The sequence below is a fragment of the Agromyces sp. P1_H4 genome (assembly GCF_056405255.1).
In genome coordinates this window covers 1-13,005 of sequence record NZ_JBFUCL010000072.1, presented here as the reverse complement: position 1 = coordinate 13,005, position 13,005 = coordinate 1, and the positions used below count along the sequence as shown (strand labels likewise).

The 13,005-nt window shown below is 71.6% G+C and carries 13 protein-coding genes; 4 read left to right on the top strand and 9 right to left on the bottom strand.

Features of this window, described 5'->3' with window-relative positions:
* From AC1DY2_RS06785 to AC1DY2_RS06775, 3 genes are all read left to right on the top strand, one after another.
* On the top strand, nucleotides 1-900 hold a 900-nt coding region (locus tag AC1DY2_RS06785), incomplete at its 5' end, for a LysR family transcriptional regulator (RefSeq protein ID WP_476761724.1).
* Entirely contained in the window at nucleotides 890-1,801 is a 912-nt protein-coding gene (locus AC1DY2_RS06780) for a serine hydrolase (protein ID WP_476761723.1), read from the top strand. The genes AC1DY2_RS06785 and AC1DY2_RS06780, both read left to right, overlap by 11 nt.
* A gap of 32 nt (nucleotides 1,802-1,833) precedes the next feature.
* Nucleotides 1,834-2,439, top strand: a complete 606-nt coding sequence (locus AC1DY2_RS06775; RefSeq protein WP_476761722.1) for a P-loop NTPase family protein — start codon at nucleotides 1,834-1,836, stop codon at nucleotides 2,437-2,439.
* On the opposite strand, the gene AC1DY2_RS06770 is transcribed toward AC1DY2_RS06775, so the two are convergent.
* Entirely contained in the window at nucleotides 2,379-3,188 is an 810-nt protein-coding gene (locus tag AC1DY2_RS06770) for an isoprenyl transferase (RefSeq protein ID WP_476761721.1), read from the bottom strand. The two genes, AC1DY2_RS06775 and AC1DY2_RS06770, sit on opposite strands and share 61 nt — an antisense overlap.
* Nucleotides 3,185-3,922 carry a DNA repair protein RecO gene (gene recO / locus AC1DY2_RS06765; protein ID WP_476761720.1) on the bottom strand — a complete coding sequence of 246 codons (738 nt, stop codon included), beginning with the start codon at nucleotides 3,920-3,922 and terminating at the stop codon, nucleotides 3,185-3,187. Before recO ends, AC1DY2_RS06770 begins: the two co-directional genes overlap by 4 nt.
* A gap of 98 nt (nucleotides 3,923-4,020) precedes the next feature.
* Here recO and AC1DY2_RS06760 point away from each other — a divergent pair, with 98 nt between their 5' ends.
* Entirely contained in the window at nucleotides 4,021-4,680 is a 660-nt protein-coding gene (locus AC1DY2_RS06760) for a trimeric intracellular cation channel family protein (RefSeq protein ID WP_309978277.1), read from the top strand.
* 85 nt (nucleotides 4,681-4,765) lie between these two features.
* Here the strand turns inward: AC1DY2_RS06760 and leuA are convergent, their stop codons facing one another.
* From leuA to AC1DY2_RS06725, 7 genes are all read right to left on the bottom strand, one after another.
* On the bottom strand, nucleotides 4,766-6,541 hold the full coding sequence (gene leuA, locus AC1DY2_RS06755; RefSeq protein ID WP_476761719.1) for a 2-isopropylmalate synthase: 1,776 nt from the start codon (nucleotides 6,539-6,541) through the stop codon (nucleotides 4,766-4,768).
* 215 nt (nucleotides 6,542-6,756) lie between these two features.
* Nucleotides 6,757-8,154: an FtsX-like permease family protein gene (locus AC1DY2_RS06750; RefSeq protein ID WP_476761725.1), complete on the bottom strand. Its 1,398-nt coding sequence runs from the start codon at nucleotides 8,152-8,154 to the stop codon at nucleotides 6,757-6,759.
* Nucleotides 8,154-8,915 carry an ABC transporter ATP-binding protein gene (locus AC1DY2_RS06745; protein WP_309978274.1) on the bottom strand — a complete coding sequence of 254 codons (762 nt, stop codon included), beginning with the start codon at nucleotides 8,913-8,915 and terminating at the stop codon, nucleotides 8,154-8,156. The genes AC1DY2_RS06750 and AC1DY2_RS06745 overlap by 1 nt, the downstream gene beginning before the upstream one ends.
* Nucleotides 8,916-8,997: 82 nt before the next feature.
* Nucleotides 8,998-9,663 (bottom strand): response regulator, encoded by a 666-nt coding sequence (locus tag AC1DY2_RS06740; protein WP_476761718.1) that lies wholly within the window; start codon nucleotides 9,661-9,663, stop codon nucleotides 8,998-9,000.
* Nucleotides 9,660-10,847 carry a sensor histidine kinase gene (locus AC1DY2_RS06735; protein WP_476761717.1) on the bottom strand — a complete coding sequence of 396 codons (1,188 nt, stop codon included), beginning with the start codon at nucleotides 10,845-10,847 and terminating at the stop codon, nucleotides 9,660-9,662. Before AC1DY2_RS06735 ends, AC1DY2_RS06740 begins: the two co-directional genes overlap by 4 nt.
* 111 nt (nucleotides 10,848-10,958) lie before the next feature.
* A complete protein-coding gene (gene era / locus AC1DY2_RS06730) occupies nucleotides 10,959-11,852 on the bottom strand; it encodes a GTPase Era (RefSeq protein WP_476761716.1) in 894 nt (297 codons plus the stop codon).
* On the bottom strand, nucleotides 11,845-13,005 hold a 1,161-nt coding region (locus tag AC1DY2_RS06725; RefSeq protein WP_476761715.1), incomplete at its 5' end, for a hemolysin family protein. The genes AC1DY2_RS06725 and era, both read right to left, overlap by 8 nt.

The window sequence follows — 13,005 nt, the reverse complement described above, 5'->3', positions numbered from 1 at the left end:
TCGGTGGCCGAGCACGAGAGCTTCACGGCCGGTGCCGTCGGGGCCGGCGTGACGCAGTCCGTGGCGAGCCGGCGCATCGCCGCCCTCGAAGCGCACCTCGGCGGTCGCCTCTTCGAGCGCTCGTCGCGCCGCGTCGCACTCACCGCGTTCGGGCGCAGCGTGCTGCCGGGCGCGACCCGGCTCGTCGTGGCGGCGCAGGAGTTCGGCGACGACGCCGAGCACGCGCGCTCCCTGCCCATCACCCTCGCCGTGCCCCGCCACCTCTCCCCCGCGCCGGCCGCGCGGCTCTGCGCCGCGGCTGCCGATGGGTCGCTGACCGTCGAGCTGCTCGAGGGGGTGCCACGTGAGCGAGCCGAGTGGATGAGCGCCGGGCGCGCCCAGCTCGCGCTGCAGCACGTCGAACCCGACCGCGCGGTCTGGTCGACCCCGCTCGGCGTGGGATTCGCCGGCGATGCCGGTCGCAACGACGGCAGCGGCGACGAGGAACCGTTCTACCTCGCGGAGCTGCGGCCGCGACGGGGCACGCCCGAGCGGCGTCGGCTCTGGCTCCAGCCCGAGGACGACGTGCCCAACGTGCGCGATCGACTCGAACGCGTGCGCAACGGCGCGGGGCTCGCACCCGGCCACCTCCGACTCGCCACCTCACTCGTCGCCGCCATCGCCCGCGCGATCGCCGACGGCGACCTCGTGCTCTGCACCCGCGCCGAGGCGAACGAGGCCGACCTCGCGTGGCATCCGCTCGGCGACCTGCACCTGCTGCGCGGCTACGCCCTCGTGCACCGCGACGCCGGTCTCGCCGAGCGGTTCCTGGACGCGACCCGGCCGCTGCTGCCCGAGTTGCTCGGCACGACGACCACGGCCGGCACCGCCACCACCATCGAGCAACCTCATGCGCACTGACCGCCTCGTACTCCGCGAGGCGACGCGGGAGCTCGCGGAGGCCGGGCTCGTCGCATCGATCACCGTGCGCGACCTCGACACCGGTCGCGAGCTCGCGATCGATCCGGATGCCGCATACCCCCTCGCGTCGGTCGTGAAGCTGCCGCTCGCCATCGCCGTGCTGCGCGAGGCGGCGAACGGCTCGATCGACCTCGCATCGCAGGTCGACCTCCACCCGTCCGAGCGCACGCCGGGGCTGACCGGCCTCTGCAGGTTCGAGCATCCGGCACGCGTCTCCATCGAGGACCTGCTGTACCTCGCGGTGTGCGTGAGCGACGACACCGCCGCCGACGCCCTCTTCGAGCGGTGCCCGCCCGCTCGGGTCACCGACCAGCTGCGCGGCCTCGGCATCACGGAGCTCACCGTGCGGCACTCCATCCGCGAGCTCCACGAGACGCTCGCGAGCCGCCTCACGCCCGACGAACTGCCGCAGGCGCTCGCCCTCGCGATCCAGGCGTCGACGCGCGGCGGCGGGCACCTGATCCCCCAGCTCGACGTCACGCACGCCAACGCCGGCACCTCACGAGCCCTCGTCGACCTGCTCGAGCGGCTCTGGACCGACCCCGAGCTCGCCGGCGAACGCGAGCCGATGCGACGCCTGCTCGGCATGAACCTCATGCGGCATCGCCTCGCACCCGACCTCGAGTCCGACGACGCCGAGTGGTTCTCGAAGACCGGCACGTTCCTCCACCTCAGGCACGAGGTCGGGGTGCTCGAGCACGCCGACGGCAGCGCGTTCGCCATCGCAGTGCTGAGCGAGTCGTCGGTTCCGGCGCGGCGGCAACCGGGCGCCGAGCAGGCCCTCGGCCACGCGGCCCGGTTGCTGCACGACCAGGTGCGCGCGACCCGATCCACGCGCTGACCGGATGCCGCGTGGGCAGCTACGCTCGGACGATGCCCACCCCCGAGCCGCCGCCCAGGTCGACACCGCCGCCCCGACGCATCCTCGTCGCGGGCACGAGCGGGTCGGGCAAGTCGACCCTCGCGGCGCGGATCGCGGAGGTCGGCGGCCTGCCCCACGTCGAGATCGACGGGCTGTTCCACGGCGCCGACTGGACGCCGCGGCCCGACTTCGAGCATGACGTCGACGCGCTCATCGCGCGGCGCTCATGGGTCACCGAGTGGCAGTACACGTCGGTCCGCGGGCGCCTCGCCGCCGCCGCAGACGCACTCGTCTGGCTCGACTACCCACGGCCGCTCGTGATGCGACGCGTCATCCGTCGAACGCTCGCACGGCGCATCCGGCGCATCGAACTCTGGAACGGCAACATCGAGCCACCGCTGCGCACGATCGTGACCGACCCCGACCACATCATCCGGTGGGCATGGCGCACCCATTCCGGCCTGCCGGCGATGGTGCACGCCGCGGCGGCCGCGAACCCGGCGCTCGAGATCGTCCGACTTCGGAGCCCGCTGGTGACGGAGCAGTGGCTGTGCGACTACGCCGAGGCGGTGGGAGTGTCGATCGCCCCGCCGAAGCGACGGTTCCGCCCGGCGTAGAGCTCGATCGCCTCCCAGAGGTCGACCCGGGAGAAGTCGGGCCAGAGCGTGTCGAGGAACACCATCTCGGCATAGGCCGACTGCCACAGCAGGAAGTTCGACGTGCGCTGCTCCCCCGAGCTGCGCACGAAGAGGTCGACGTCGGGCAGGTCGGGCACGTACAGGCGCTTCGCGATGAGCTTCTCGGATACGGCCGATGGCCTCAGGCGCCCGGATGCCACGTCGTCGGCGATCGACCGCACCGCGTCGGTGATCTCGTTGCGGCCGCCGTAGTTCACGCACATCGTGAGGGTCAGGGTGTCGTTGCCCGCCGTGAGTCGCTCGGCGAACTGCAGCTCGTTGATGACGGACGCCCAGAGCCTCGGCCTGCGCCCGGCCCAGCGGATGCGCACGCCCCACTCGTTCAGCTGGTCGCGCCGACGGTGCAGCACATCGCGGTTGTAGCCCATGAGGAAGCGCACCTCGTCGGGCGACCGCTTCCAGTTCTCGGTGGAGAACGCATAGACCGACAGGTGCTTCACGCCCGCCTGGATCGCGCCGGCGACGACGTCGAGGAGCGCCACCTCGCCGGCCTTGTGCCCCTCGATGCGGGTGAGGCCGCGGCGGTTCGCCCAGCGGCCGTTGCCGTCCATCACGATCGCGACGTGGCCGGGCACGGCGCCCTTCGGCAGCTCGGGTGGGTAGACGCCCGTCCAGTCGACGGGCCGGTAGGGCACGGCGTCGCGATGCGTGTAGGGCTTGGGGGTCACGTGGTCGTCGTTTCTCTCGAGACGTGCGGCAGGGAGCGCAGCCCGCGCTCGAGGTGCCACTGGGTGTAGGCGGCGACGATGCCGCTGGCCTGGTTGCGGTCGCCGGATGCCGCCGCCTCGGCGAACGCCCAGTCGCCGGCGAGCAGCGCACCGAGCAGCGCCACCGTGGAGCGGGCGATGCGCGGCGTGCCGGGCGGGGCGCAGTCGTCGCAGACCACGCCGCCGAGCTGCACCACCACGGCCGTGTGCTCGCCGGCGTTGCCGCACCGGGCGCAGTCCTGGAAGCTCGGTGCCCACCCCGCGAGGGCGAGCGCGCGCAGCAGGTAGGAGTCGAGCGTCAGGCTCGCGCCGTGCTCGCCACGCGCCAGCGACCGCAGGCCGCCGACGAGCAGCAGGTACTGCTGCAGCGACCCCTCGTCCTCCGTGAGCTTGTCGGCCGCCTCGACCATGGCGTTCGCGGCCGTGTAGGCGGCGTWGTCCTGCGTGATCTCGGCGCCGTACGAGCCGATCGACTCGGCCTGCGTCACGACGTCGAGCGTGCGGCCCTCGTAGAGCTGCAGGTCGGCGACCATGAACGGCTCGAGTCGCGCCCCGAACTTCGAGCCCGTGCGCCGCACGCCCTTGGCGACCGCGCGCACCTTGCCGTGCCGCCTCGTGAGGAGCGTGAGGATGCGGTCGGCCTCGCCCAGCTTGTGGGTGCGAAGCACGACGGCTTCATCTCGGTAGACGGGCACCCTTCATTATCGCGCGCCCGTCCGACGCGGCGGCCGAGGTGAGCGGCGCGAGCCGTCATGTGCCGCCCGAGGCACCGGTCGGGTGGTTCACTGGTGGCGTGGCCTCCGCACTCTTCGTCATCCCCCTGTGGCTCGACCTCACGGCGGTCGCCATCGGCGCCATCCAGGGCGCCATGTTCGCGGCCAGGCTCACGGAGCGGCGCATCGACCTGCTCGGCGTCGCGCTCATCGGGGTGATCGTCGGCCTCGGAGGAGGCCTCCTGCGCGACATCCTGCTCAACCAGCTGCCGGCGGCGATCTCCGACAACTGGTACATCCCGGTCGCGACGGCGGCCGCCCTGCTCGGCATGCTGCTCCTGCGCGTCTTCACCCGCCTGAACGGTCTCATCATCGCGCTCGACGCGGTGACGATCGGCCTGTTCGGCGCGATCGGCACGTCGAAGGCGCTCGCCTACGGCGTGCCGGTCGTGCCGGCGATCTTCGTGGGCGTGATCTCGGCGGTCGGCGGCTCGATCCTGCGTGACGTGGCGCTCAACCTGCCGATCGCGCTGATGCACGTCGGCTCGCTCTACGCCATCGCGGCCACCGCCGGCACGACCCTGCTCGTCGTGCTCGTCGCCCTCGACGTKAACATCGTGGTGGCGGCGACCGCCTGCGTCATCGTCACGACGCTCACCCGCCTCGGCTCCGTGCGCTACGGGTGGAGCCTCCCCGAGCAGCGGGCGCTCGGCAGCTGGCGGGTGTGGCGGCGCGCATAGCGTCACGGGCGAGCGGATGCCGCAGCGGCGGCGTGAGATGGCGGATGCCGCGCGCCGACGTGGGCGCGCGGCATCCGCTCGCTCGTCAGACCGCGACGACCTCGCGCTCGGCCTCCGCGGCCACCGTGCCCCGGATCGCCCGGTTGACGGCGGAGACCACGGCCTTCAGCGACGCGGTCGAGATGTCGGCGTCGATCCCGACCCCCCACAGCACGCGGCCGTCGACCTCGAGCTCGACGTAGGCGGCGGCCAGCGAGTCGCCGCTCGCCGAGAGGGTGTGCTCGACGTAGTCGCGCAACTTCACGTCGACGCCCTCGGTGCCGAGCACCGCGAGGAACGCGGAGATGGGACCGTTGCCGCTCGCGTCGGCCTCGATGCGCTCGTCGCCGTCGCGCAGCCCGACACGCACGTTGACGACCCCGTCGAGGGCGCTCTCGGTGCGCAGGGAGAGCAGCTCGAAGCGGCCCCACTTCTGCTCGGGGTGATCGGCCGGCGCCGGCAGGTACTCGTCGTTGAAGACGCGCCAGATCTCGTCGCTCGAGACCTCGCCGCCCTCGGCGTCGGTCTTCGCCTGCACGACGCCCGAGAACTCGATCTGCAGCTTGCGCGGCAGGTCGAGGGAGTGGTCGGCCTTCAGCAGGTAGGCGACGCCGCCCTTGCCCGACTGGGAGTTCACCCGGATGACGGCCTCGTAGCTGCGCCCCAGGTCGCGCGGGTCGACGGGCAGGTAGGGCACGGCCCACTCGAGCTCGTCGACCGTGACGCCGCGGCGCTCGGCCTCGGCGGCCATGGCCTCGAAGCCCTTCTTGATCGCGTCCTGGTGCGAGCCGCTGAACGCGGTGTAGACGAGGTCGCCCGCCCACGGCTGGCGCTCGGGCACCGGAAGCTGGTTGCAGTACTCGGCGGTGCGCTTCACGTCGTCGACGTCGGAGAAGTCGATCTGCGGGTCGATGCCCTGCGTGAACAGGTTGATGCCCAGGGCGACGAGGTCGACGTTGCCGGTGCGCTCGCCGTTGCCGAAGAGGCACCCCTCGATGCGGTCGGCGCCGGCCATGTAGCCGAGCTCGGCTGCCGCGATGGCGGTGCCGCGGTCGTTGTGGGGGTGCAGCGACAGGATGACGTTCTCACGGTGGGCCAGGTGGCGGCTCATCCACTCGATGGAGTCGGCGTACACGTTGGGCGTGGCCATCTCGACGGTGGCCGGCAGGTTGATGATGACCTTGCGCTCGGGCGTCGGCTCGAAGATCTCGAGCACCTGGTTGCAGACGTCGACGGCGAACTCGAGCTCGGTGCCGGTGTAGCTCTCGGGCGAGTACTCGTAGTAGACCGTGGTGCCGGGAACGGACGACTCCATCTCACGGCATTTGCGCGCGCCGTGCAGGGCGATGTCGATGATGCCCTGCTTATCGGTGCGGAACACGACCTCGCGCTGCAGCACGCTAGTGGAGTTGTAGAGGTGCACGATCGCCTGCTTGGCGCCGGCGATGGACTCGTAGGTGCGCTCGATCAGGTGGTCGCGGGCCTGCGTCAGCACCTGGATGGTGACGTCGTCGGGGATCGCGCCCTCCTCGATGAGGCTGCGCACGAAGTCGAAGTCGGTCTGGCTCGCGCTCGGGAAGCCGACCTCGATCTCCTTGTAGCCCATGCGCACGAGCAGGTCGAACATGATGCGCTTGCGCTCGGGGCTCATGGGGTCGATCAGGGCCTGGTTCCCGTCGCGCAGGTCGACGGCGCACCAACGGGGCGCGGTCGTGATGCGCTGCGACGGCCACGTGCGGTCGGGCAGGTCGACGCGGATCTGCTCGTGGAACGGACGGTACCGATGCACGGGCATCGAGGACGGCTTCTGGGTGTTCTGCATGAGGTGCTCTTCTCGCTTGTTCGGATGGATTCAGCCGACGACGAACTCCGCAGCGAGGGAGGCCTGGACTAGGACTCGCTGCGGCAGCTAAGGAGAAGCAGGCCGTGAAGCACGAGCCAAGGCTAACACCGAGGGGTGGTGCGAGTGCAAACATGACGGACGAGCGGATGCCGCGTGCTCGCGGCATCCGCTCGTCGAAGCGTCTCGCGCGAACGTCAGTCGACCGCGAGCGCCACCACGGGCGCGACCCGCATGGCGCGTCGCGTCGGGGCCACCGAGGCGACGAGCGTGAGCACCCCCGCCGCCAGCAGCAGTCCGCCGAACATGACCCACGGGATGCCGGGCAGCACGAAGGTCGGCTCCCCCTGCGCGCCGCCGAGCAGCGCCTGTGCGCCGGCCCAGCCGTAGCCGAACCCGAGCACCAGTCCGAGCAGCGTCGCGGCGAGGGTCAGGGCCGCGCTCTCCGCGACGATCATCGTGCGCACCTGGCGGCGCTCGAAGCCCAGCGCGCGCAGAAGGCCGAGCTCGCGGGTGCGCTGCATGACGCTGAGCGACAGGGTGTTCACCATGCCGATGGCCGCGATCAGGGCGCTGAACCCGATCAGCACCGTGAAGATCGCGACGGTGACGTTCAGCATGTCGTCGATGCCGGCGTACATCTCGGGCTGGGCGCGCTGGGCCTCCAGCAGCATGGCGCGGTACGACTCCATGGTGACCGCGAACGTCGTGACGAGCGTCACCCCGATGACGAGGCCGATCGTCATGCGTGAACTGCGCTCGGGGTGGCGCACGGCGTTCTCCGCTGCCAGCCGCGCCGACGGCGAGCGGCCGAGCGCACGCCCGACGAGGCGGAGGACCGGGGGCAGGACGACCTGGGCGCCGAGCACGATGCCCGTGAACGAGACGATGCCGCCGACCATGCCGACCAGTACGCCGTAGGGCTCGGTGAGCCCCCACACGACGCCGATCACGAGGAGGACGATGCCGACGACGAACAGCACGAGCGCCACGATGTTGCGGCCCCGCCGCCGGCCGAGCTCCTCGCGGTCCTGCTCGTGCGAGTCGCCGATCGCCTGGATCGGCCGCACCCGCAACACGCGGCGCGAGCCCACCCACGACGCGAGCCACGTCGTGACCGCCACGGCCGCGGCGGGCAGCGCCACGACGGGGTTCAGGTAGTCGTACGCGGTGGCCGGCATGAGGTCGCTCGCCTCGGCGACCGCCTGGATGGCGAACGCGGCGCCCGTGCCGAGCACGACGCCCGCGAGCGCGCCGGCGAGCCCGATCAGCAGTCCCTCGCGGGCGATCTGCGCGCGCTGCGACCGTGCACTGGAGCCGATGAGGCGCAGCAACGCGATGAGGCGGGTGCGACCCGCCACCACCGTCGACACGGTGTTGGCGGTGACGATCGCGCTGACGTAGATGGCGATGACGATGAAGACGGTCGCGACGATGCCGAGGATGATCGCGACCGTCGTGCTCTCGCCGGTCACCTCGTCGGCCGCGATGGCCGCGCCGAGCAGTCCGGTCACGTGCAGCAGCACGACGCCGAAGGTGCCGGCGAGCGTGGCCACCACGAGGGTCGGCCATTGGTCCCTGAGTCGCGTGCGCATCACGCCGCGATCTCCATCGAGAGCATGAACGCCGAGATCTCCTCGGCCGACGAACGCGCGGCATCGCGGACGATGCGTCCGTCGGCCAGGAAGAGGATGCGATCGGCGTGGCTGGCCGCGACCGGGTCGTGCGTGACCATCGCGATCGACTGCCCCGAGCGGGCGCTCGCCGTGGCGAGGAGGCCAAGCACCTCACGGCCGGTGCGCGAGTCGAGGTTGCCCGTCGGCTCGTCGGCGAACACGAGGTCGGGCCGCGTCGCCAGGGCGCGGGCGATGGCCACCCGCTGCTGCTGGCCGCCCGAGAGCTCGTGCGGGCGGTGCGTGAGGCGGGGGCCGAGGCCGAGGGTGTCGATCAGTTCGTCGATCCACGCCTGCTCGTCGCGGCTCGGCCGGCGACCGTCGAGCTCGAACGGGAGCATGACGTTGCCGCGCACGTCGAGCGTCGGCACCAGGTTGAACGACTGGAACACGAAGCCGATCCGGCGCCGGCGCAGCACGGTGAGCGCAGAGTCGGAGAGCTCGGTGATCTCCGTGTCGCCGAGCCATGCTCGACCCGACGTGGGCGAGTCGAGGCCCGCCATGATGTGCATCAACGTGGACTTGCCCGAGCCCGACGGCCCCATGATGGCGGTGAAGTCGCCGCGGCGGAGCCCGAGCGAGACGTCGTCGAGTGCGGTGACCGTGCCGGCGCCGTGTCCGTAGCGCTTGCCGAGGCCCGTGACGCGGGCGATGAGACCGAGGTCGGAAGGTTGGATCTGCATGCCTTCGACGCTACGGACGGGGGCCACGACGTGGCATCCGGCCATCGGATGGTCCGGCGTCATCCTGCAGGATGACCCGCCCTCACTCGCCGAGGTCGTGCTCGTAGCCGAAGACCACCAACTGCACGCGATCGCGGAGCCCGAGCTTGGCGAGGATGCGGCTGACATGCGTCTTCACGGTGGCCTCCGACAGGTACTCGGATGCCGCGATCTCGGAGTTCGAGAGGCCGCGCGCGGCGAGGGCGAAGATCTCGCGCTCGCGCGGGGTGAGCTCCGACCACGCGGCCGGGGCGGGACGGCGGCCGTTGCCCCGGCCCACGTGGGCGAACAGCTCGCGCGTCGCCGCCGCGGCGATCACCTGGTTGCCCTGGTGCACGGTGCGGATCGCCGCGAGCAGGAACTCGGGGTCGGCGTCCTTGAGCACGAACCCGCTCGCGCCCGCCCGGATCGCGCGCGCCGCGTTCTCGTCGAGGTCGAAGGTGGTGAGCACGAGCACTCGCGGCGGCGTGCGCCCATCGCGGTCGGCGTCGGCGAGGATGCGTTCGGTCGCGGCGATGCCGTCGAGCAGCGGCATCCGCACGTCCATGAGCATGACGTCGGGCCGGGCGCGGGCGGCGAGCTCCACCGCGGCGACGCCGTCGCCCGCCTCCCCGGTGACGGTGAGGTCGGGCTGCGATTCGACGAGCATCCGCACCCCCGCGCGGAACAGCGCCTGGTCGTCGACGAGGGCGACGCGGATRCCGCTCACGTGAGGCCGCCCGGCTGTGCGGGGATGTGCGCGCGGACCCGGAACGTGCCGTCGCCGGCCGGCTCCGCCGTCAGGGATCCTCCTGCGAGCTGCGCCCGCTCGCGCATGCCCGGGAGCCCGTGCCGGAGTCCGTGCGACTCCGCCGTCGCGGCATCCGCGCGCATCGCGTTGACGATCTCGAGATCGACGCCCGCGCCGTCCCACGCGAGCCGCAGGTCGACGGGCGCGCCGGCGTCGCCATGGCGGAGCGCGTTCGTCAGGCTCTCCTGGGCGATGCGGTAGACGGCGATCTGGTGCCCCGTTCCGAGGGCGAGGCGGTCGCCGGTCTCGGCGTAGCGCACGTCGAGTCCTGCGGCGCGGACACGGTCGACGAGGCCGTCGAGGTCGTCGAGCACCGGCTGCGGCGATCCGGACTCGTCGTGACGGAGTTCGGCGAGCAGCACCCGCACGTCGCCGAGCGCACCGCGCGCGACGTGCGAGATCGTCTCGAGGGCCCCGACGGCGGCCTCGGGGCGCGTGCGGGCGGCGAAGCGCGCGCCGTCGGACTGGGCGATGACCACCGCGAGCGAGTGCGCGACCACGTCATGCATGTCGCGGGCGATGCGGTTGCGCTCCTGCTCGACCGCGTAGCGGTACTCGACGAGGGCACGCTCGCGGTTGGCGGCGTCCTCCCTGCGACGCACCTCACGGGAGTCGCGGATCGAGCGGATGAGCAGGCCCGCCGTCCAGGCGAGCACCAGGACGGCGATCGAGGCGACGAAGAGGAAGCCGAGTGCGAACGCGAGCCCGATCCCGTCCTGCGTGATCGGCGCCGCCTGCCCGAAGATCGGTTTCACGAGCGCGAGGTAGACGGTGGCCACCACCGCACCGCCGCCCGCACTCGCGAGGCCGGCCCACTTCACCAGGCGGCCGCCGTGCGCCGCGGTCGAGTACAGCACCCCGAGCACCGCGGCATCGTAGAGCTGCAGGTCGCGCAGGGTCGCCATCTGCAGGATCGCGGCACCCCAGGCGATGCCGAGCGACCAGCCGGGCGACAGCCGCCGCACCGAGAGCGCCGCCGTGAAGCCCGCGAGCACCACCACGTCGACGCCGTTGCCGAGCAGGGCGAACGGCAGGCAGGCCAGTGCGAACACGACGGCGAGGACGATGTCGGTCGTCAGCTTGCCGCGGCTCAGGGTGTTCACCGAACCACCGTACGCGGTGCTCGAGACCGAGGACGGCGTCTCACGCCGGAATCATCCTCGAGTCGTACGCGAGGCGCAGGGCCCGGGTGGCCGCGCGCGCCGCCGGCTCGGTCAGAACCCCAGTCGGCCGAGCTGCTTCGGGTCGCGCTGCCACTCCTTCGCGACCTTGACGTGCAGCGCCAGGTGCACCTTGCGACCGAGCAGGCCCTCGATCTGCGCGCGTGCGGTGGTGCCGACCTCGCGCAGCCGCGCACCGCCCTTGCCGATGATGATGCCCTTCTGGCTGTCGCGTTCGACGTAGAGGTTGGCGTAGATCTCGAGGAGGTCCTTGTCCTCGCGCTCGACCATGTCGTCGACGGTCACGGCGATGGAGTGCGGCAGCTCGTCGGAGACGCCCTCGAGCGCCGCCTCGCGGATGAACTCGGCGATGCGCTCGCTCGTGTCCTCGTCGGTCAGCGTCTCAGCGGGGTAGAGCGGCTGGTCGGACTCGGGCAGGAGCGCGAGGAGCTCGTCGACGAGCACCTCCAGCTGCTCGCCGCGCGGCGCGGACACGGGGATGATCGACGCCCACTCCCGCAGCTCGGACACGGCGAGCAGCTGCTCGGCGACCTTCGCCTTCGACGCGGCATCCGTCTTCGTGACGATCGCGACCTTCTTCGCGCGCGGATACTGGTCGAGCTGCTCGTTGATGAAGCGGTCGCCGGGGCCGATCGGCTCATCGGCGGGCACGCAGAACGCGATCACGTCGACGTCGCCGAGCGTCGACTGCACGAGCGAGTTGAGACGTTCGCCGAGCAGCGTGCGCGGGCGGTGGAGGCCCGGCGTGTCCACGAGGATCAGCTGGCCGTGCTCGCGATGCACGATGCCGCGGATCGCGCGACGGGTGGTCTGCGGCTTCGAGCTCGTGATCGCCACCTTCTCGCCGACCAGCGCGTTGGTCAGCGTCGACTTGCCGACGTTCGGCCGCCCGACGAACGAGACGAATCCGGCTCGGTACTCAGCCACGGTGGTTCCTTCCTTCGATGTCGCCCTGGTCGAACGCCGCCTGGGCGTCGATGAGGGCCTGGTCGCGCTCGACGAGGATGGTCGAGATGCGCTTGCGACGCCCCTCGGTGCGCTCGGCCTCGAGGAGGAGCCCCGACACGGTCACGCGCTCCCCCGGCTGCGGGAGACGGCCGAGCTCCTTGGCGAGCAGACCGCCGGCGGAGTCGACGTCCTCGTCCTCGAGATCGAGTCCGAACAGCTCCCCGAGCTCGTCGACGGGAAGGCGTGCATTGATGCGATAGCGCCCGTCGCCGAGGGCCTCGACCTGCGCCGCCTCCCGGTCGTATTCGTCGGAGATGTCGCCGACGAGCTCCTCGATGAGGTCCTCCAGCGTGGCGAGGCCGGCGATCCCGCCGTACTCGTCGACGACCATCGCGAGGTGGTTCGACTCCAGCTGCATCTGCCGCAGCAGGGCGTCGGCCTTCATCGAATCGGGCACGAACATCGCCGGCCGCGCGAGCTCGCCGACCGTGAGGTCCTCGGCGTCGAGTGGCCGCTCGAACCCGAGCCGGGCGAGGTCGCGCAGGTACAGGACGCCCACCACGTCGTCGGCGTCGTGCTCGATCACGGGGATGCGCGAGTAGCCCGCCTTGAGGAACAGTGCCATCGCGTGCGGCAGGTGCGCCGAGGCGTCGATCGTGACCATGTCGGTGCGGGGCACCATGACCTCGCGCACGACGGTGTCGTTGAACTCGAAGATCGAGTGGATGAGCTCGCGGTCGCCCTCCTCGAGCACGTCGAGCTCGGTCGCCTCGTCGACCATGCTCAGCAGCTGCTCCTCACTGGAGACGCCGGCGAAGCGGATGCGGCCGGGCGTCACCCGGTTGCCGAGCGACACGAGGGCGTTCGCGAGTGGGCCGAGCAGCACGCGCAGGAAGTGGACGAGCGGCGCGGTGAGCCGCAGCACCGCGTCGGCGTGCGCCCGCCCGACCGACCGCGGGCTGGCGCCGACGAGCACGAACGAGACGGCCGTCATGATCAGCGCCGACCAGAGCAGGACGAGCCAGACGTTGTCGAGGAACGAGGTGAACGCGAGCGTCACGAGCACGGCCGCCGTCGTCTCGGCGAGGATGCGCATGAAGTTCACGGCGTTCACGTGCGCGCCGGTGTCGTC

Excerpts from the sequence above, each read along its gene's own strand:
- AC1DY2_RS06750 (WP_476761725.1), bottom strand. The coding sequence starts at position 8,154 with ATGCGCACGCGACTCAGGGACCAATGGCCGACCCTCGTGGTGGCCACG.
- AC1DY2_RS06780 (WP_476761723.1), top strand. The coding sequence starts at position 890 with ATGCGCACTGACCGCCTCGTACTCCGCGAGGCGACGCGGGAGCTCGCG.
- leuA (WP_476761719.1), bottom strand. The coding sequence starts at position 6,541 with ATGCAGAACACCCAGAAGCCGTCCTCGATGCCCGTGCATCGGTACCGT.
- AC1DY2_RS06775 (WP_476761722.1), top strand. The coding sequence starts at position 1,834 with ATGCCCACCCCCGAGCCGCCGCCCAGGTCGACACCGCCGCCCCGACGC.
- AC1DY2_RS06745 (WP_309978274.1), bottom strand. The coding sequence starts at position 8,915 with ATGCAGATCCAACCTTCCGACCTCGGTCTCATCGCCCGCGTCACGGGC.